General features: G+C 71.5%; 15 protein-coding genes and 1 pseudogene. 8 read left to right on the top strand and 8 right to left on the bottom strand.

The window, feature by feature from the left end; genetic code table 11:
• Positions 1 to 128 precede the first annotated feature (128 nt).
• Positions 129 to 1,907, top strand: coding sequence for a S8 family peptidase (locus KAK07_RS22135; protein ID WP_210863275.1), 1,779 nt, complete (start codon positions 129 to 131; stop codon positions 1,905 to 1,907).
• 10 nt (positions 1,908 to 1,917) lie between these two features.
• Here KAK07_RS22135 and KAK07_RS22130 read toward each other — a convergent pair whose 3' ends face one another.
• Positions 1,918 to 2,598, bottom strand: coding sequence for a glutathione S-transferase family protein (locus KAK07_RS22130; protein WP_210863273.1), 681 nt, complete (start codon positions 2,596 to 2,598; stop codon positions 1,918 to 1,920).
• A 261-nt stretch (positions 2,599 to 2,859) separates the two neighbouring features.
• Entirely contained in the window at positions 2,860 to 3,852 is a 993-nt protein-coding gene (locus KAK07_RS22125; protein WP_210863272.1) for a LysR family transcriptional regulator, read from the bottom strand.
• Between the two features lie 99 nt (positions 3,853 to 3,951).
• Between KAK07_RS22125 and KAK07_RS25930 the strand changes: the two are divergent.
• A pseudogene (locus KAK07_RS25930) lies at positions 3,952 to 4,116 on the top strand (DUF2917 domain-containing protein); the annotation flags it as partial.
• Positions 4,117 to 4,166: 50 nt separating this feature from the next.
• Here the strand turns inward: KAK07_RS25930 and KAK07_RS22120 are convergent.
• Positions 4,167 to 4,580, bottom strand: a complete 414-nt coding sequence (locus KAK07_RS22120) for a TfoX/Sxy family protein (RefSeq protein ID WP_210863270.1) — start codon at positions 4,578 to 4,580, stop codon at positions 4,167 to 4,169.
• A 72-nt stretch (positions 4,581 to 4,652) separates the two neighbouring features.
• On the opposite strand from KAK07_RS22120, the gene KAK07_RS22115 reads away from it, so the two are divergent.
• Positions 4,653 to 5,252 (top strand): 5-formyltetrahydrofolate cyclo-ligase, encoded by a 600-nt coding sequence (locus tag KAK07_RS22115; RefSeq protein ID WP_210856498.1) that lies wholly within the window; start codon positions 4,653 to 4,655, stop codon positions 5,250 to 5,252.
• 90 nt (positions 5,253 to 5,342) lie between these two features.
• On the top strand, positions 5,343 to 6,359 hold the full coding sequence (locus KAK07_RS22110; protein ID WP_210863268.1) for a hypothetical protein: 1,017 nt from the start codon (positions 5,343 to 5,345) through the stop codon (positions 6,357 to 6,359).
• Here KAK07_RS22110 and KAK07_RS22105 read toward each other — a convergent pair whose 3' ends face one another.
• The 5 genes from KAK07_RS22105 to KAK07_RS22085 are packed head-to-tail and all read right to left on the bottom strand — an operon-like array spanning position 6,360 to position 14,219.
• Entirely contained in the window at positions 6,360 to 7,193 is an 834-nt protein-coding gene (locus tag KAK07_RS22105) for an SDR family NAD(P)-dependent oxidoreductase (protein WP_210863266.1), read from the bottom strand. It lies immediately after the preceding gene.
• Complete coding sequence (locus tag KAK07_RS22100) at positions 7,190 to 8,533, bottom strand: glutamine synthetase family protein (RefSeq protein WP_210863265.1); 1,344 nt, start codon at positions 8,531 to 8,533, stop codon at positions 7,190 to 7,192. The genes KAK07_RS22105 and KAK07_RS22100 overlap by 4 nt, the downstream gene beginning before the upstream one ends.
• Entirely contained in the window at positions 8,530 to 9,504 is a 975-nt protein-coding gene (locus KAK07_RS22095; protein ID WP_210863263.1) for a glycerophosphodiester phosphodiesterase, read from the bottom strand. Before KAK07_RS22095 ends, KAK07_RS22100 begins: the two co-directional genes overlap by 4 nt.
• A 23-nt stretch (positions 9,505 to 9,527) precedes the next feature.
• Positions 9,528 to 10,652: an NAD(P)/FAD-dependent oxidoreductase gene (locus KAK07_RS22090; protein WP_210863261.1), complete on the bottom strand. Its 1,125-nt coding sequence runs from the start codon at positions 10,650 to 10,652 to the stop codon at positions 9,528 to 9,530.
• 24 nt (positions 10,653 to 10,676) lie between these two features.
• Positions 10,677 to 14,219, bottom strand: a complete 3,543-nt coding sequence (locus KAK07_RS22085) for an indolepyruvate ferredoxin oxidoreductase family protein (RefSeq protein ID WP_210863259.1) — start codon at positions 14,217 to 14,219, stop codon at positions 10,677 to 10,679.
• Positions 14,220 to 14,400: 181 nt separating this feature from the next.
• On the opposite strand from KAK07_RS22085, the gene KAK07_RS22080 reads away from it, so the two are divergent.
• From KAK07_RS22080 to yajC, 4 genes are all read left to right on the top strand, one after another.
• A complete protein-coding gene (locus KAK07_RS22080; protein ID WP_210856491.1) occupies positions 14,401 to 14,913 on the top strand; it encodes an Lrp/AsnC family transcriptional regulator in 513 nt (170 codons plus the stop codon).
• Between the two features lie 32 nt (positions 14,914 to 14,945).
• Positions 14,946 to 16,076 carry a GGDEF domain-containing protein gene (locus KAK07_RS22075; RefSeq protein ID WP_210863257.1) on the top strand — a complete coding sequence of 377 codons (1,131 nt, stop codon included), beginning with the start codon at positions 14,946 to 14,948 and terminating at the stop codon, positions 16,074 to 16,076.
• A complete protein-coding gene (locus tag KAK07_RS22070; RefSeq protein WP_210863255.1) occupies positions 16,073 to 16,669 on the top strand; it encodes a hypothetical protein in 597 nt (198 codons plus the stop codon). The genes KAK07_RS22075 and KAK07_RS22070 overlap by 4 nt, the downstream gene beginning before the upstream one ends.
• A 162-nt stretch (positions 16,670 to 16,831) precedes the next feature.
• Complete coding sequence (yajC, locus tag KAK07_RS22065; protein WP_210801734.1) at positions 16,832 to 17,155, top strand: preprotein translocase subunit YajC; 324 nt, start codon at positions 16,832 to 16,834, stop codon at positions 17,153 to 17,155.
• Positions 17,156 to 17,182: the final 27 nt, after the last annotated feature.

Here is a 17,182-nt window from a genome sequence, read left to right as displayed (position 1 = left end):
CCGGGGACGGCTGGATTTCAGTTTGACACGATTCGACCCCTTGCCAGGGATTGGTTCCTCTCGCGATCATCGGCGCGGGGCCGGCATGCCGGCCCCGACCATTCCTATCAACGTCGAAGGAGCCTTGCATGATCCCTCTGTCTTCGCGCCGTGCGCTGATGACCGCCGTCGCCATCGTCTGCTCGGCGGCTGGCCTGCCGGCCTGGGCCGGCCAGTCGGCCGAGTCGCTGGCCCTGGGGGCGCCGGGTGGCGCGCCGGTCACCGACCGCCTGATCGTCAAGTACCGTGAGGGCGCGCTCGCCACGGCCGCGATGGACCGCACCCAGGAGCTGGCCAACCGCTCCGGGGTGCAGCTGCGCGTGCTGCGCGACACCGCGCTGGGCGCCAAGGTGATCAAGATGGACCAGCGGCTGGCGCTGAAGGACGCGCGCCGCCTGGCGCGTGCGCTGGCGGCCGATCCGGACGTCGAGTACGCCGAGCCCGACCAGATCCTGCAGGCCCAGCTGACCCCCAATGACACCAGCTACGCCAGCCAGTGGCATTACTACGAGGCCACCGGCGGCCTGAACCTGCCGCCGGCCTGGGACAAGAGCACCGGCGCCGGTGTGGTGGTGGCGGTGGTGGACACCGGCTACCGTCCGCACGCCGACCTGGCCGCCAACCTGGTGGCCGGCTACGACATGATCGCCGACACCGCCACCGCCAACGACGGTGGCGGCCGCGACGCCGACCCCAGCGACCCGGGCGACTGGATCGCCGCCAACGAATGCGGCTACACGCACTCGGCGCAGAACAGCAGCTGGCACGGCACCCACGTGGCCGGCACGATCGCCGCCGTCACCAATAACGCCAGCGGCGTGGCCGGTGTGGCCTTTGGCGCCAAGGTGCAGCCGGTGCGCGTGCTGGGCAAGTGCGGCGGCTACACCTCGGACATTGCCGACGGCATCATCTGGGCCTCGGGTGGCACGGTCAGCGGCGTGCCCGCGAACGCCACCCCGGCGCGCGTGATCAACATGTCGCTGGGCGGCTCGGGCGCCTGCTCGACCACCACCCAGAACGCGATCAACGGCGCGCGCAGCCGCGGCACCGTGGTGGTGGTGGCGGCCGGCAACAGCAACGCCAACGCGTCCAACTTCAACCCGGCCAACTGCGCCGGCGTGATCACCGTGGCCGCGGTGGGCCGCACCGGTGCGCGCGCCTACTACTCGAACTACGGTGCGGTGGTGGACGTGGCGGCGCCCGGCGGCGACATGAGCACCGGCACCGCCAATGGCGTGTATTCCACGCTCAATGCCGGCACTTCCACACCGGGCGCCGACAGCTACGCCTACTACCAGGGCACCTCGATGGCCACGCCGCACGTGGCCGGCGCGGTGGCGCTGATGCTGGCGGCCAACCCGGCGCTGACCCCCGATGAGGTGGAAACCCGCCTGAAGGGCAGCACCCGCGCCTTCCCCGGCACCTGCAGCCAGTGCGGCACCGGCATCGTCGATGCCAGTGCCGCGGTCGATGCCGCCACCGCGGTGACACCGCCGCCCACCTGGACCGACGTCAACGAGGTGGAGTCGAACAACACGCGCGCCGCGGCGCAGACGATCACGCCTGACCCGGCGCGCGTGCTGGGCACGGTGGGCAGCACCAGCGACACCGACTACTACAAGATCTCGGTGGCCTCGGGCGCCACGGTGGTGGGCTCGCTGACGCCCAACGCCAGCGCCGACTACGACCTGTACCTGTACAACAGCAGCGGCACCCAGCTGGCCAGCAGCACGCTGGGCACCGGCGCGGTGGACACCATCACCCGCACCAACACCGGCGCGGCGACCACCTGGTACCTGCGGGTGCGCTACTACTCGGGCGGCACCGGCGCCACCAACGGCGCCTACACGCTGACGATCGACCGCTGAGCGGCGTGGCTCAGCGCTGGCGGCGGTAGGGCTCCTCGAAGTCGAGGAAGTCCTGCTCCGCCAGCGCGTCGGCCACCCAGGCGGCCACGCCCGGGCTGGCCCAGACGCGGTCCATGTAGGCCCGCACCGCGGCCGGCACCGGCAGCGCGTAGGTGCGCAGCCGGGCCACCACCGGTGCGAAGTAGGCGTCGGCGTTGCTGAAGTCGCCGAACAGGAAGGGGCCGCCACTGGCCTGCAGCGCCTCGGTCCACAGCGCGGTGATGCGGGCGAGGTCGGCCGCCACCGCCGGGTGCTCGGCCAGCACCTGGGCGCCCACCTCGGGCAGCGCGGCTTCGATGTTCATCGGGCAGTGCGAGCGCAGCGCGCCAAAGCCGCTGTGCATCTCGGCGCACAGGCTGCGTGCGCGGGCGCGCTGGCGGGCGTCGCGCGGCCACAGCGCGTGCTGCGGGAAGCGCTCGGCCAGGTACTCGGCAATCGCCAGCGTGTCCCACACCGCGAAGCCCTCGTCCACCAGCAGCGGCACCTTGCCGGTGGGCGACTTGCCGGCCAGCGTCTGCTTGAACTGGCTGCCGGGGTCGAAGCTGTCGAAGCGCACCATCACCTCGTCGAAGGGGATGCCGAAGTGGCGCGCCAGCACCCAGGGGCGCATGGACCAGGACGAGTAGTTCTTGTTGCCGATGTAGAGCTGCATGGGGCCTCCGTGGGTGACGCGTGATCGTAGGCCAGAGGCCGCCGGGCGTGGGTGAGCATTGCGCATCGCAGTGATGTCTCCAGCGCATGACCGCCCGCCGCCGGGCCGCCCCAAGGCGGGCGAGCCCCCCTGGGGGGTGGCGACGCCGCGCAGCGGCTAGCCTGGGGGCGCCATCCGAGCGCCCGCCGCCGGGCCGCCCCAAGGCGGGCGAGCCCCCCTGGGGGGTGGCGACGCCGCGCAGCGGCTAGCCTGGGGGCATCATCAATCCGGCAGGGCTTCTGTGTCGGGGTCGGGCACATCACCGATCGCCACGCGGGTCAGCACCGCCTGGGCGCGCACCCAGGCCATGAAGGCCTGCACCTCCGGGCGGGGCGGCTCGCCGGCGCCGGCCAGCGGCACCAGCCAGTACAGCCAGGGCACCGGCTGGCGGTGGGCCGGGCCGAAGGGCTCGACCAGGTCGCCGCGGGCCAGCATCTCGTGCACCAGGGCCAGCCGGGCCAGCGCCACGCCGTGGCCGGCCAGTGCGGCCTGCACCTGCTGGTGGGTGAAGTTCAGCGTGATCCAGCGCCGCGGCGCCAGGTGCCCCAGCTGTTCGGCGCCCAGCCAGGCGCCCCAGCCCAGCGCAATCGCCGGCGGCGTGCCGTCGTCCATCTCGATCAGCGTGTGCTGCGCCAGATCGGCCGGTGCGGACAGCGGCGGTGCCTCGCCGCGGGCGATCGCCTGGTGCAGCGCGGCGCCGATCACCGGGGTCAGCAGCTCGGGGAACAGGCGCTCGGAGCCGGCCGGGGCCTTTTCGGGGCGGCAGTGGCGCAGCGCCACATCCAGCTCGAAGTCATCGGTCTCGATCAGGCGGTCGGTGGCGGCGATGCGGATGTCGGCGCCGGGGTGGCTGCGTTCGAAGTCGGTCAGGCGCGGCATCAGCCACAGCGAGGCCATCGACGGGAAGGTGGTGACGCTGACCATCTCGCGGCTGCGCGACATGCGGATCTGGCGCACCGAGGTGTCGATGCGTGCCAGTGCCGGCGCCACCACGCGCAGCAGCGCCTGGCCGGCGCTGGTGAGGTCGACGCGGCGCGTGGCGCGGTGGAAGAGGGCGGCGCCCAGTTCTTCCTCGAGCGACTTGATCTGGCGGCTGACGGCCGGCTGGGTCAGGTGCAGCTCCTCGGCGGCAGCGCTGAACGACAGCAGCCGGGCGACGGCCTCGAAGGCGCGCAGGCCATCGAGCGAGAGCGGGCGGTGCGGCGGGCGATTCATGAGCGCTGATTATGAATCCGGTCCGGCGAATTCATTCGTCAAACCCACGCTCCACCTGCATGATTCAGCCACTCGCCAAAGGTTGGCGGCAGGAGATTGATGATGGAATGGCATCTGCGGCAGCGCCAGTCCTGGGACGTGGCGCACACCGGTTGGCTGGTGGCGGCGGGCGAGCCCGCCTGGATCACCCGCGAAGGCGACCCCGACGACCACGTGCTGGCCCGCGGGGCCGTGCTGCGGGTGGCCGCGGGCGAGCGGGTCCACCTGGGCCCCTGGCAGGAGGGCAGCCGCCCGACCGTGGTGTTCGTCGCCGCTCAGGACGGGGTGGGCCGCCGCGGTTTGGCCGACCGGGGGGCGCCGCTGCGCCGGGCCTGGGGCGCTTTCGGCGCCTTGGCCGCCTGGGCGCGCAGCGCCGCCTCCAGGGCCAGCCGGCCCCAGGGCTGCATCTGAGACGGCGCGTCCATCGCCTCGTCCGGCGCGCTGAAGTAGCGCAGCGCGCCATGCTCGCCCTGGGCGGTGACGTACTCGAAGCGGCGGCAGCTGGCGGCCTCGAAGCGCGGCTGCGTCGCGTCGTCGACCTTCAGGTACAGCACCTCGCGCATGATCAGCGCGACGAACAGCTCGTCCACATACAGGCCATGGCCGCCGAACATGCGCCGGCTGCGCACCGCGCCCAGCGGCGCCAGCAACTCGGTGCACCAGTTCACGAAGGCCTTGTCCGGCGTCATGCGGCCCAGTGTAGTCAGCGGCACGGCCCCTGGTCGACAATCGGGTGAACCAATGCCCGGGACCACCGCGCCATGACCCTGCCGTTCAAGCTGAACCTCGAACCCTCGCGCGACAAGGCCGTGCTGCGCAAGCAGCTGCAGGCCGAGCGCATGAGCCTGCTCGACCGCCACCAGCGCGCCAGCCACCTGCAGGAGGTGCTGATGGTCTGGCTGATCAGCCGCAAGGAAACCACCATCGGCGCCTACTGGCCGATCAAGGGCGAGTTCGACGCCCTGCCGGCGCTGTACCGCTGGAGCGAGGCCGAGCCCGGCCGGCGCATCGGCCTGCCGGTGATGAACCGCGAGACCAAGCAGCTCACCTTCCACGTCTGGTACCCCGGCTGCCCGATGGAGGAGGACGCCTACGGCATCCCCAAACCCAAGGACACCGAGTCCTTCCACCCCGAGCTGCTGCTGGTGCCCTGCGTCGGCTTCGGCCCCGGCGGCGTGCGCCTGGGCTATGGCGGCGGCTTCTACGACCGCACCTTGGCGGCGCTGGAGCCCGCCCCGGCCACCGCAGGGCTGGGCTACATGCACGGCTACCTGCCCTGGCTGCAGGCCGAGCCGCACGACATCCCGCTGGACGCGCTGTTGACCGAAGAAGGCGTGTTCTGGGAGCGTGATCCCGCCTGACGCCCCTTCAGCCTGCGTTAATGTGCAAATTGCACATTAATTGCAGCGCGGGAGGAAGGGTCCTCCTCGCACAGACGAGGAGGATGGACCATGAAGCATTGGATCACCGGCTGGGCCGGATGTGCGGCGCTGGCGCTGGCGGGCAGCGCCAGCGCCACGAGCTACCAGTTGATGGACTTTGGCAACCAGGGCAGCGGCCTGGCCACCGCCAACGGCCTGAATGCCATCGGTGACGGCGTGGCCACCGCCAGTCCCGGCGGACCGCTGACGGTCTACCAGGGATTCCGCACCGGCACAGGCGGCGCCCGGGCCCTGCAGCCGCTGCTGCCAGGCGAGTACACCCGCGCCTTCGGTCTCAACGACCGTGGCTGGGCGGTGGGCGACACCCGCCATGCCGACGGCTGGGCGCGCGCGGTGCTGTGGAAGAAGAACAAGCCGCAGGACCTGGGCAAGTGGCCTGGCATGTGGAACAGCGTGGCCCTGGCCATCAACCGCCAGGGCGACGTGGTCGGCTACAGCGACCACGGCGCACGCTACTCGTACGGCATCGTCTGGAGCGGCGGCACGATGCGCCAGGTCGGCCCGGGTCAGACCACCGCCAACGGCATCAACGATGCCGGCGAGGTGATCGGCAACCAGCGCCCCTACCCGTCGAACGGCACGCTCAACTGCTGGCACCAGCCTGCCGGCGGCAACGCCAGCTACCTGCCCAAGCTGGCGGGCAACCTGTGCTCGGTCGCGGCCATCAACCAGGCTGGCGAGATCGCCGGCGGCTCGATGGCGCCCGATGGCCGCTGGCACGCCGTGCTGTACCGCGCCGGCCTGCCGATTGACCTGGGCAGCCTGGGCGGCACGATGACGATGGCGACCGGCCTGAACGACCGTGGCGGCATCGTGGGCTATGGCCTGCTGCCCGACGGCAGCTCGCGTGCGCTGCTGTTGGCGCCCGGCACCAACCCGGTGGACCTGAACACGCTGCTCGACCCGGTCAGCGGCGCCGGCTACCAGCTGCTGCAGGCCGTCCGCATCAACGACAACGGCCAGATCGCCGCCACGGCCAGCAAGGACGGCACGACCCGCGCCGTGCTGCTGACGCCGCTGCCCTGATCAGCCCCGCAGCCGGTCCAGCCCGAACAGCGCCGACAGCTTGGCGTCCAGCGTAGCGGTGGGCAGCAGGCGCTTGAGCCACACCAGCTTGGCGCTGTTCGCGCCAGCGCGGTAGAGCGGGCCGGGCGCCGGCTGCGTCAGGTGGTCGGCCAGCCCGCGCACGAAGTCCGCGACCGGCGTGGCGCCCTTCTGCGAAGCCTGGGCGCGCTTGAGCACCGCCTTGGCGATCGGGGTGTAGAGCGAGCCCTCGGGCAACTGCACGCGCTCGCTGCCGGCGTCGCCAAAGCCCGAGACGATGCCGCCGGGCTGCACCGTGACCACCCGCACGCCGAAGGGCGCCAGTTCCATGCGCATCGCATCGGCCAGCGCGTGCAGCGCGGCCTTGCTGGCGCAGTAGGCACCGGCGAACGGCGTGGTCACCACGCCCGAGACGCTGCCGATGTGCGCCACGCAGGCCTGCGGCGCGGCGGCGCGCAGGCAGGGCAGCAGCGCCTGGGTCACGGCCACCGGGGCCACCACGTTGGTGTCGAGCTGCTGGCGCAGCGCCTGCGGCGTCAGGTCCATCACCGCGCCGAACTGGCCAAAGCCGGCGTTGTTGACCAGCAGGTGCAGCGCCAGGCCCTCGGCCTGCAGCGTGGCGGCGAGCGCAGCGATCGACGCGGCGTCGTCCACATCCAGCGCCATCGCCCGGGCGCCAGCGTCCACCAGCGGCTGCAGCCGCTCGGGCCGGCGCGCGGTGGCAATGACGCGCCAGCCCCGGCGCAGCAGTTCGGCGGCCAGCGCGGCACCGATGCCGCTGGAACAGCCGGTGATCAGGGCAGTGCGCTGGTTCATGCCTGGGGCGCCAGAAAGCGCCGCTCCCATTCGCTGATGTGGTTCAGGTAGCTGTCGTGCTCCAGCGCCTTGACCGCCAGATAGGCGCGCACGAAGTCGGCGCCCATCAGGCGCGCGGCGTGCGGGCTGTGCGCCATGCGTTCATGCGCGGCCAGGAAGGTGCGCGGCAGGCCGTGCGTCTCGTCGTAGCCATTGCCCTGCACCGGCTCGGTGGGGGCGAGCTCTTCTTCCAGCCCGGCCAGGCCGGCGGCCAGCGAGGCGGCGATCGCCAGATAGGGGTTGGCATCCGCCCCGGCGATGCGGTTCTCCACCCGCCGCGCCACCGGCGACGAGGTGGGCACGCGCAGGCCCACGGTGCGGTTGTCGCGGCCCCAGGCCAGCGTGGTCGGCGCCTGGCTGCCGCTGACATAGCGCCGGAACGAGTTGACGAAGGGCGCGTAGACCAGCATCAGGTCCGGCCCGTAGGCCTGCAGGCCGGCGATGAAGTGGCCCAGCGCGGGGGTGTCGGCGCCTGACGCATCGGTGAAGATGTTGCGGCCCTGCGCATCCACCACGCTCTGGTGCAGGTGCATGCTGCTGCCGGCCTCGCCGCTGATCGGCTTGGCCATGAAGACCGCGTTCAGGCCGTGCTGCAGCGCCACCTCCTTGGCCGCCAGCTTGAACAGGAAGGCCTGGTCGGCCACCGCCAGCGCGTCGCCGTGCAGCAGGTTGATCTCGTACTGGCTGCAGCCGACCTCGTGGATCCAGGTGTCGCCGCGGATGCCCAGCGTGTCGATCGCCGCATGGAAGGCGTCCCAGAACGGCGCCAGCTCATTGAGCAGGTTCAGGCTGAAGGCCGACTGGCCCACCTCGGCGCGGCCGCTGCGGCCCACGGGCGCGGTCAAGGGCTTCGCGGGGTCGGTGTTGGGGGCGGTAAGGTAGAACTCGATCTCGGGCGCCACCACCGGGGTCAGGCCACGCTCGGCATAGCGCGCCAGCACCGCCTGCAGCACCTGGCGCGGCGCGAAGGCGCAGGGCCGGCCGTCCAGCTCGATGCAGTCGTGGATCGCCATCCAGCGTGGCGTGCTGGCCCAGGGCACCGGGCGCAGCGTGGCCAGGTCGGGCACCAGGCGCACATCGGGGTCGGCGTCCGGGAAGATCGGGTCGTAGGAGTATTCGCCAGTGACGCATTGCATCGGGATGGCCTGCGCGATGCGCAGCTCCTGGCCGCGCGCGAAGGCGGCCGCGGGCATCAGCTTGCCGCGCGGATAACCCGAGACATCGGGGAACAGGCATTCGATGTCGCGCACGCCCAGCGCCCGGAAGCGCTCGGCCAGATCGTCGTGGGGGTGGGTGCTCATTTCACGCCTGCGGGCAGCGGCAGGCCCTTGTCGGTCATGACCGCCCGCAGGCGGTCGGGGTAGTCGGTGATGATGCCGTCCACGCCCCAGTTGATCAGCTCGGCCATGCGGGGCTGGTCGTTGATCGTCCAGGGGATCACGACCAGACCCAGGTCGCGCGCCTCCTTCAGCAGCGCCGGCGTCAGGTTGCGGTGGTGTACGCCCCAGATCACGCCAGGCGCGCTGCCGGCCGAGGCGCGGATGGCGCGCGGCACCGAGCCGCCGTGGTCCTTCACCAGGTGGCCGGCGGTCCAGGTGCCGTCGCGCACCGTGGAGTAATCGGGGAAGTCCATCGTCAGGTACATCGTGCGCAGCCCCGGCTGCTTCTTGTGCAGCCACTGCAGCGTGCGCCAGTCGAAGCTCTGCACCATCACCCGCTGGGTCATGCCGTGCGCGCGGATCACCGACAGCAGCGCGTCGACAAAGGGCTCGGGCGCCAGCGTGTCCTCGGGGTAGCGCGGGTCGAGCTTGGTCTCGATGTCGAAGTGGATGTCCTTGGCGCCCAGGCGCTGGACCAGCTCGAACACCTCGGCCAACGTGGGGATGCGCTGGCCGTCGATCGCCTGCTGGTCCGGGAAGTCGCGGCCATACTTGCTGGTCAGATCGTGGCGACCCACGTCGTGGGTCTTCACCGTGGCCAGCGGCAGGCGGTTGATCAGCAGGTCGTCGCGGGTGAGGAAGCGGCCCTCGGCATCGCGCGTGATGGCCTTGTTCAGCGCGCGGTCGTGGTGGATCACCACCACGCCGTCGGCGGTGACGGCAGCGTCCATCTCCAGTGTGGTGACACCCAGGCGGATCGAGCGCTCAAAGGCGGCCAGCGTGTTCTCCGGCCACAGGCCGCGGCCGCCGCGGTGCGACTGCAGGTCGAAGGCCGAGGCGGCGCCGGCCCACAGGGCCAGAACGATGGCGGCAAGGCGCAGGCAGGCGCTCATCGGGGCTATCTCCTGGATCGGCCTCAGCGCGGTGCCATCACCGCCGGCTGCACGCCGTGAGCGGCGAGTGTCGCAGGCAAAGGCGCTCCACGCACCAGGCTGGCCGCCAGCGCCGCGGCGCCGGCCGCGCTCTGGATGCCGTAGCCGCCCTGGCCGGCCAGCCAGAACAGGCCGCGCACGGCGGGGTCGGCGCCGATCACCAGCTCGCCGTCGGGCGCAAAGCTGCGCAGGCCAGCCCAGGTGTGGCGCGGGCGGCGGATCGTCAGCGTCGAGACCTCCTCGATCCAGGCGATGCCCAGCGCGATGTCCAGCTCCTCGGGCTGCACGTCGTGTGCCGCCACCGGGTCGGCATTGGCCGGCGAGCCCAGCAGCACGCCGGCGTCGGGCTTGAAGTAGCCGCGGTCGTCCAGCGCGGCCAGCACCGGCCAGTCGCGCGTGTCCAGGCCCGTGGGCGCATCGAAGGTGAAGGCGGCGCGGCGGCAGGGCTGGATGCGCTGGGGCGCGGCACCGAACAGCGCGGCCACCGGGTCGGCCCAGGCGCCGGCGGCGTTGACCACGCGCGCCGCCACCAGCGGCTCGCCGCGCGCCGGGTGCAGCCGCCAGCCATCGGCCACCCGTTCGGCGGCCTGCAGTGCGAAGCCGCAGTGCAGCGTCACGCCGGCGCGGCGTGCGCCGGCCAGGTAGCCCTGGTGCAGGGCGGCGACGTCGATGTCCATCGCATCGGCCTCCCACAGACCGCCGATCACCTGGTCGGGGCGCAGCACCGGCACACGGGCCAGCACGGCCGCGGCGTCCAGCGTCTCGACCCCGGTGCCGGTGGCCTGCAGCGCGGCGCGGGTCTCCTCCAGCAGCGTCTGTTGACCTGGCCCGGCCAGGTACAGCGCGCCGCGTGGCGACAGCAGCGGCACACTGCAGAAACCGGCGGGTGGCGATTCGTAAAAAGCCCGGCTGGCGCGGGTCAGCGCGCGCGCTTGCGGCGGGCCGTAGCTCTCCATGAACATCGCCGCCGAGCGGCCGGTGCTGTGCCGGCCGGGCTGGTCCTCGGCTTCGAGCAGCGCGATGCGCAGCGGCGGTCCGCCGTCCTGCGACAGGGTCCAGGCGAGCGAGGCGCCGGCGATGCCGGCGCCGAGGATGGCGATGTCGAACATCGCCCGATTGTCAGCCGGCGGCGCTCAGGCGCCGCGCCACTGTGCCATCAGCTGCGCCCACTTCGGCCGCACCGCGGCCAGGTGTCGCGCCTTGATGTGGCCGTAGCCGCGGATCTCCTCGGGCAGGCTGGCGATCTGCACCGCCAGCGGCAGCTTGTCGGCGCTCAGGCCGGCCAGCAGCTCCTCCACGGTGCGGCGGTACTCGTCGATCAGCGCGCGTTCCTCGCGCCGCTCGGGATGGCGGCCGAAGGGGTCGAGCGCGGTGCCGCGCAGGCCCTTGAACTTCACCAGCCAGCCCATCGCGGTGCGCACCCAGGGGCCGTAGGGCGCCTTGACCAGCTCGCCGCGCTCATTGGTCTTGGCGAACATCGGCGGTGCCAGGTGGTGCACCAGCTTCACCTCGCCGTCGAACATCGCCGCCACCTTGGCGGTGAACTCGGGCGCGGTGTGCAGGCGGGCGACCTCGTACTCGTCCTTGTAGGCCATCAGCTTGAACAGGTAGCGCGCCACGGCCTCGGCCAGGCGGGTGCTGCCGCCCAGCGCGGCCTCGCGCTGGCGCACCTGCTCGACAAAGGCGCGGTAGCGCTCGGCGTAGGCGCTGTCCTGGTAGCCGGTGAGGAAGTCCACCCGGCGCTGCAGCAGCTCGTCCAGCGACGGCCGCTTGACGAACTGGATCACCTGCCCGGCGATGTACAGCGCCCTCACCGCGGCCAGGTCATGGGCGCAGCGGCGGCCCCACTCGAACGCCAGCTTGTTCTTCTCGACCTGGGTGCCGTTGAGCTCGATCGCGCGCATCAGCGACGCATGGCTGAGCGGCACGCGGCCACGCTGCCAGGCGTAGCCCAGCATCAGCGGGTTGGTGTAGATCGAGTCGCCCAGCAGCTTGACCGAGACCTCTTCGGCATCGAAGGCCGCGAAATGCTCGGCACCCACGGCCGAGCGCACCGCGTCCTCGCAGCCGGCGGCCGGGAACTGCCAATCGGCGTTGCCAATGAAGGCGGCGGTGGGCGTGCGGTGGCTGTTCATCGCCACGAAGGTGCGGCCCGGCTGCATCGCGGTCAGCGTGGGCTTGGCGGCGGTGACGATGGCCTCGCAGCCGATCACCAGGTCGGCCTTGGCGGTGTCCACCTTGGTGGCCAGGATGTTCGCCGGGTCGTCAGCGATTTGCACATGGCTCCAGGTGGCGCCGCCCTTTTGCGCCAGGCCAGCGGCGTCCTGCGTGACGATGCCCTTGCCCTCCAGGTGCGCGGCCATGCCCAGCAGCTGGCCGATGGTGATGACGCCGGTGCCGCCGATGCCGGCGACGACGATGCCCCAGGCCTCGGGCGCCGCGGGCACCACCGGGTCGGGCACGGCCGGCATCGCCAGGTCCTTGCCGCCGGCCTTGGGCTTCTTCAGCGCGCCGCCCTCGACGGTGACGAAGCTGGGGCAGAAGCCCTTGACGCAGGAGAAGTCCTTGTTGCAGGTGTTCTGGTTGATCTGGCGCTTGCGGCCGAACTCGGTCTCCAGCGGCTCGACCGAGACGCAGTTGCTCTGCACCGAGCAGTCGCCGCAGCCCTCGCAGACCAGCTCGTTGATCACCACCCGCTTGGCCGGGTCGACCAGGCTGCCGCGCTTGCGGCGGCGGCGCTTCTCGGTGGCGCAGGTCTGGTCGTAGATGATCGCGGTGGTGCCCTTGAGTTCGCGGAACTGGCGCTGGATCGCGTCCAGTTCGTCGCGATGGTGCACCGTGACGCCGGGGCTCAGCGCGGCGCCCTGGTATTTCTCGGGCTCGTCGGTGACGATGACCAGCTTGGCCACGCCCTCGGCGATGAGGCTTTGCATGATCTGCAGCACCGAGTGGCCCTCGGGCCGCTCGCCCACGCGCTGGCCGCCGGTCATGGCCACGGCGTCGTTGTAGAGGATCTTGTAGGTGATGTTGACGCCGGCGGCGATGCTCTGGCGGATCGCCAGCAGGCCCGAGTGGAAGTAGGTGCCGTCGCCCAGGTTGGCGAAGATGTGCTCCTCCTTGGTGAACGGCGCCTGGCCCACCCAGGGCACGCCCTCGCCGCCCATCTGGGTGAAGGTGCTGGTGGCGCGGCCCGGCATCCAGTTGACCATGTAGTGGCAGCCGATGCCGGCCACCGCGCGCGAGCCCTCGGGCACGCGGGTGCTGGTGTTGTGCGGGCAGCCCGAGCAGAACCAGGGCGTGCGCTCGCCGGTGTTGACCGTCAGCGTGGCCAGCTCGCGCTCCTTGGCCTCGATCACGCGGATGCGGGCGTCCATGCGGGCGCGCACGTCGTCGGGCACGCCCAGCTTGGTCAGGCGCTTGGCGATGGCCTTGGCGATGATGGCCGGCGTCAGGTCGGCCTTGGCGCGCAGCAGCCAGTTCTCGCTGGGGTTGGGGCGGCTCCATTCGCCGCCGCTGTGGTCGGCGCTGTCGTCCTCGTCGAACTTGCCCAGCACGTTGGGGCGCACGTCGGTGCGCCAGTTGTAGAGCTCTTCCTTGAGCTGGTATTCGATGACCTGGCGCTTTTCCTCGACCACCAGGATCTCCTGCAGGCCCAGCGCGAAGTCGCGGGTGATGGTGGCCTCCAGCGGCCAGACCACGTTGACCTTGTGCAGGCGCAGGCCGATGGCGCGGCAGACATCATCCGTCAGGCCCAGATCGGCCAGCGCCTGGCGGGTGTCGTTCCAGGCCTTGCCGCTGGCGATGATGCCGTAGCGGTCATTCGGCGTGGCCACCACGTTGTGGTTCAGGCGGTTGGCGCGCACATAGGCCAGCGCGGCGTACCACTTGGTGTCCATCAGCCGGGCTTCCTGCTCCAGCGGCGGGTCGGGCCAGCGGATGTGCACACCGCCCGGCGGCATGATGAAGTCCTCGGGCAGGATGATCTTCACGCGGTCGGCCGACACATCCACGCTGCTGCTGGATTCGACGATGTCCTGGATCGTCTTCATGCCGGTCCACACGCCGGCGAAGCGGCTCATCGCGAAGGCATGCAGGCCCATGTCCAGGATGTCCTGCACGCTGGACGGGAAGAAGGTGGGCAGGCCGCAGGCCTTGAAGACGTGGTCGCTCTGGTGGGCGGCGGTGGAGCTCTTGGCGACGTGGTCGTCGCCGGCGATCGCGATCACGCCGCCGTGCTTGGCGGTGCCGGCCATGTTGGCGTGCTTGAACACATCCAGGCAGCGGTCCACGCCCGGGCCCTTGCCGTACCAGATGCCGAACACGCCGTCGTGCTTCTTCTGCTCGGGGAACAGGTCGAGCTGCTGCGTGCCCCAGACCGCGGTGGCGCCCAGTTCCTCGTTGACGCCGGGCTGGAAGACGATGTGCTGCGCCGCCAGGTGCTTCTTTGCCGCCTGCAGCGACTGGTCGTAGGTGCCCAGTGGCGAGCCGCGGTAGCCGCTGATGAAGCCGGCGGTGTTCAGGCCCGCGGCGGCGTCGCGGGCGCGCTGCAGCAGCGGCAGGCGCACCAGCGCCTGCACGCCGCTCATGAAGGCCCGGCCGGAGGGCAGGGTGTACTTGTCATCGAGCGTGACAGCTTCCAGTGACTTCAGCACGGAAGCGGGCAGCGGGGCGTTCATGCGGGGCGGCTCCTGTCAGGCATGGGCAGCCGGTGCCGGCTTGTGGCCGGGGCCGGTCCCACCGGGGTGTGGCGTGGATCGAGTGTAGGAGCGCTCGGCCGAGAAGTGCTTTCTTTCGATTGCCAAGTGGGGTGATCTGGGGAAACAATCTTGCTCAATTTGCTCATGATGGGATTGAAGATTGCCAGACGCTGAATATTCAGGGCAAACCCGGAGCGCCGCCCCGCCAGCGCTGGACCGCTACGACGTGGCCATCCTGGCCGCGCTGCAGCGCGACGCCCGGCAGTCCAACGCCGACCTGGCCGCCGCGATCGGCCTGTCGGCCGCACCCACCTGGCGGCGCGTGCGCCGGCTGGAGGAACTGGGCGTGATCACCGGCTACCGCGCCGAGATCGACCGCCGCAAGATCGGCCTGGGCGTGCTGGCCTTCGTGCGGGTGGATACCGAGCGTGACAACGCCGAGAGCACCCGGGCGCTGGAGGCGGCCATCCGCGGCCTGCCCGAGGTCATCGCCTGCCACTACATCAGTGGCGCGGGCACTTTCGAGCTGCAGGTGCTGGTGCCTGACCTGGACGCCTACTCGCGCTGGACGATGGAGACGCTGTTCAAGCTGCCCAACATCAAGGACCTGCACACCAGCTTTTCGCTGGGCGAGGTCAAGGCCGGGGCTGCGCTGCCGCTGGGTCACCTCTAAAGTCTGGCGCTGGCGCGCCGATCAACCCGTCCATGCGCGGGTCCCTCCACAGCATCGGCCAACAGCTGCTCGGTCCACCGGGCCGCCGCCGCATGCGCGTGCAGCAGACGCTGCTGGGCATGCCGGCGCTGCTGCTGATGCAGATCCTGCTGCTGGTGGAACACCGGGTCAGCGGCGCGGCGCTGGGCGAGCTGGGCTGGTACGCGGCCATCACCTGGAGCGGCTGTGCGGTGTTCTACGGGCTGGTGCGCAGCGGCTGGAGCGAGCGGCTGAGCGCCGAGGCCTCGCTGAGCCTGCCGCAGATGGCCTTCGCCATGGGCTGCGTGGCCTGGGCCTACTGGCTGGCGGGCCCGCTGCGCCCGGCGCTGCTGCTGCTGATGCCGCTGACGCTGAGCTTCGGCGTGTTCGCGCTGGACGACCGGCGGGTGCGCACGCTGTCGGCGCTGGGCATCGTCGGCGTGGGCGGCGTGGTGGCGCTGCGCCTGCCGGCGCAGGCCGCCTGGCCCGACGTGGCGCTGGACCTGTCGATGTGGCTGTTCACCGCGGTCACGCTGGCCTCGATTGGCGTGCTGGCGCGGCGCCTGGCGTGCATGCGCGAGCGCCTGCGGGCGCAGAAGAGCGAGCTGCGCGACGCGCTGGAGCGCATCCAGCTGCTGGCCACGCGCGACGCGCTGACCGGCCTGCTCAACCGCCGCGCGATGATGGAACAGCTGCAGGCCCTGGCCCGCAGCCGCCAGCCGATGACGCTGGCCCTGGCCGACCTGGACCGCTTCAAGCAGATCAACGACGAGCACGGCCATGCGGTGGGCGACCGCGTGCTGCAGGCCTTCGGCCAGCGCGCCCAGCAGATGTTCGGCGAATCCGGGCTGGTGGCGCGCTGGGGCGGCGAGGAATTCCTGTTCGCCATGCCGCACGCCGACGAGACCCTGCTGCGCATGCTGCTGGAACAGCTGCGCAGCACGCTGGCCGGCTCGGCCCATGAGGGACTGCCGGTGAGTGTGCGCATCGGCTTCTCGGCCGGCGTGGCGCGTTGCCAGGCGCTGACCGACCTGGAGGAGGCGATCGAGCGCGCCGACCAGGCGATGTACCGCGCCAAGGTGGCTGGCCGCGGCTGCACCAGCAGCCTGGCCGTGGTCCAGGATCCGGCCCGGGAGCCCGCGTGAGGGCGGGCCTGATCCTGGTGACGCTGTTGGCTCAGGTGGCCTGGGCTGCGCCAAGTGCGGGTGACGAGTGGGTGGTGCTGCTGCGCTGGCAGGTGATGCCGCCCGCCGCGCCAGGCGCCGACCGGCACTGGTCCACCGCGTCCGCCCCCCCGGCCGCAGCCGCCGCCGACTGGCCCGCGCTGCGCCTGCGCCCCGGCACCACCGCCAGCTGGCGCCAGGACCGCTGGCACACCGACACTGACACCCCTGTCGCCACCGGCTGGACCCCGCAGGGGCCGGTGGTCTATCCCGCCGAACGGCGCCGTCCCGAGCCGCAGGCCCTGCCGCTGCAGGCGGTGTCGCTGCAGGCCCTGCCGACGCGCCGCCGCGCCGAGCTGAACCTGGCCTGGTCCGCGACCTGGCCGGCGGCAGATGCCGACGGCAGCAGCGAGGCCCGCGGCACGCTGACGCTGCCTCCAGGCCGCTGGGTCACACTGGCCGAGTGGGCGCCGAGCGCGCTGCCGGGTCCGGCGGCGAACGGGGATCGCTCCTGGTCGACCCCGTCGGCCCGACCGGCGGGCTGGCGCCTGCAGGCGCGCGCCGAACGACCCTGAACCGCCCGGTCGCCAGCGGTCTGACTGCGCGTTGACCCGGGGCTTGCCGGTGAACTTTCCGCCCGCACCTACAATCCGAGCCCACTGCGCGCGCCGGCCCCGGCGCGCCGCGCTGTTTCGCCCGGCCATTCCGGCGGGCCCCCGTCATCCGAGGATCCCTTCGTGTTCATCTCCAATGCCTATGCCCAAGCCGCCGCGCCCGCCGCGGGCGGTGCCTCCAGCCTGATGCAGTTCCTGCCGCTGGTGCTGATGTTCGTGGTGCTGTACTTCATCATGATCCGGCCCCAGATGAAGCGCCAGAAGGAGCACAAGGCCATGATCGATGCACTGGCCAAGGGCGACGAGGTCGTGGTCTCCGGCGGCATCCTGGGCAAGGTCACCCGCCTGGGCGACAGCGTGCTGCATGTCGAGGTGGCCAATGGCGTGGAGATCCAGGTCCAGCGCCCCTCGATCGTGCAGGTGCTGCCCAAGGGTTCGCTGAAGTAAGCCGACCCCCTCTTCCTCCCTCACGAG

Source organism: Ideonella alba (genome assembly GCF_018069875.1).
GTDB lineage: Bacteria > Pseudomonadota > Gammaproteobacteria > Burkholderiales > Burkholderiaceae_C > Ideonella > Ideonella alba.
The sequence above is the reverse complement of the archived record's forward strand: the minus strand, read 5'-3'. Positions and strand labels throughout refer to the sequence as shown.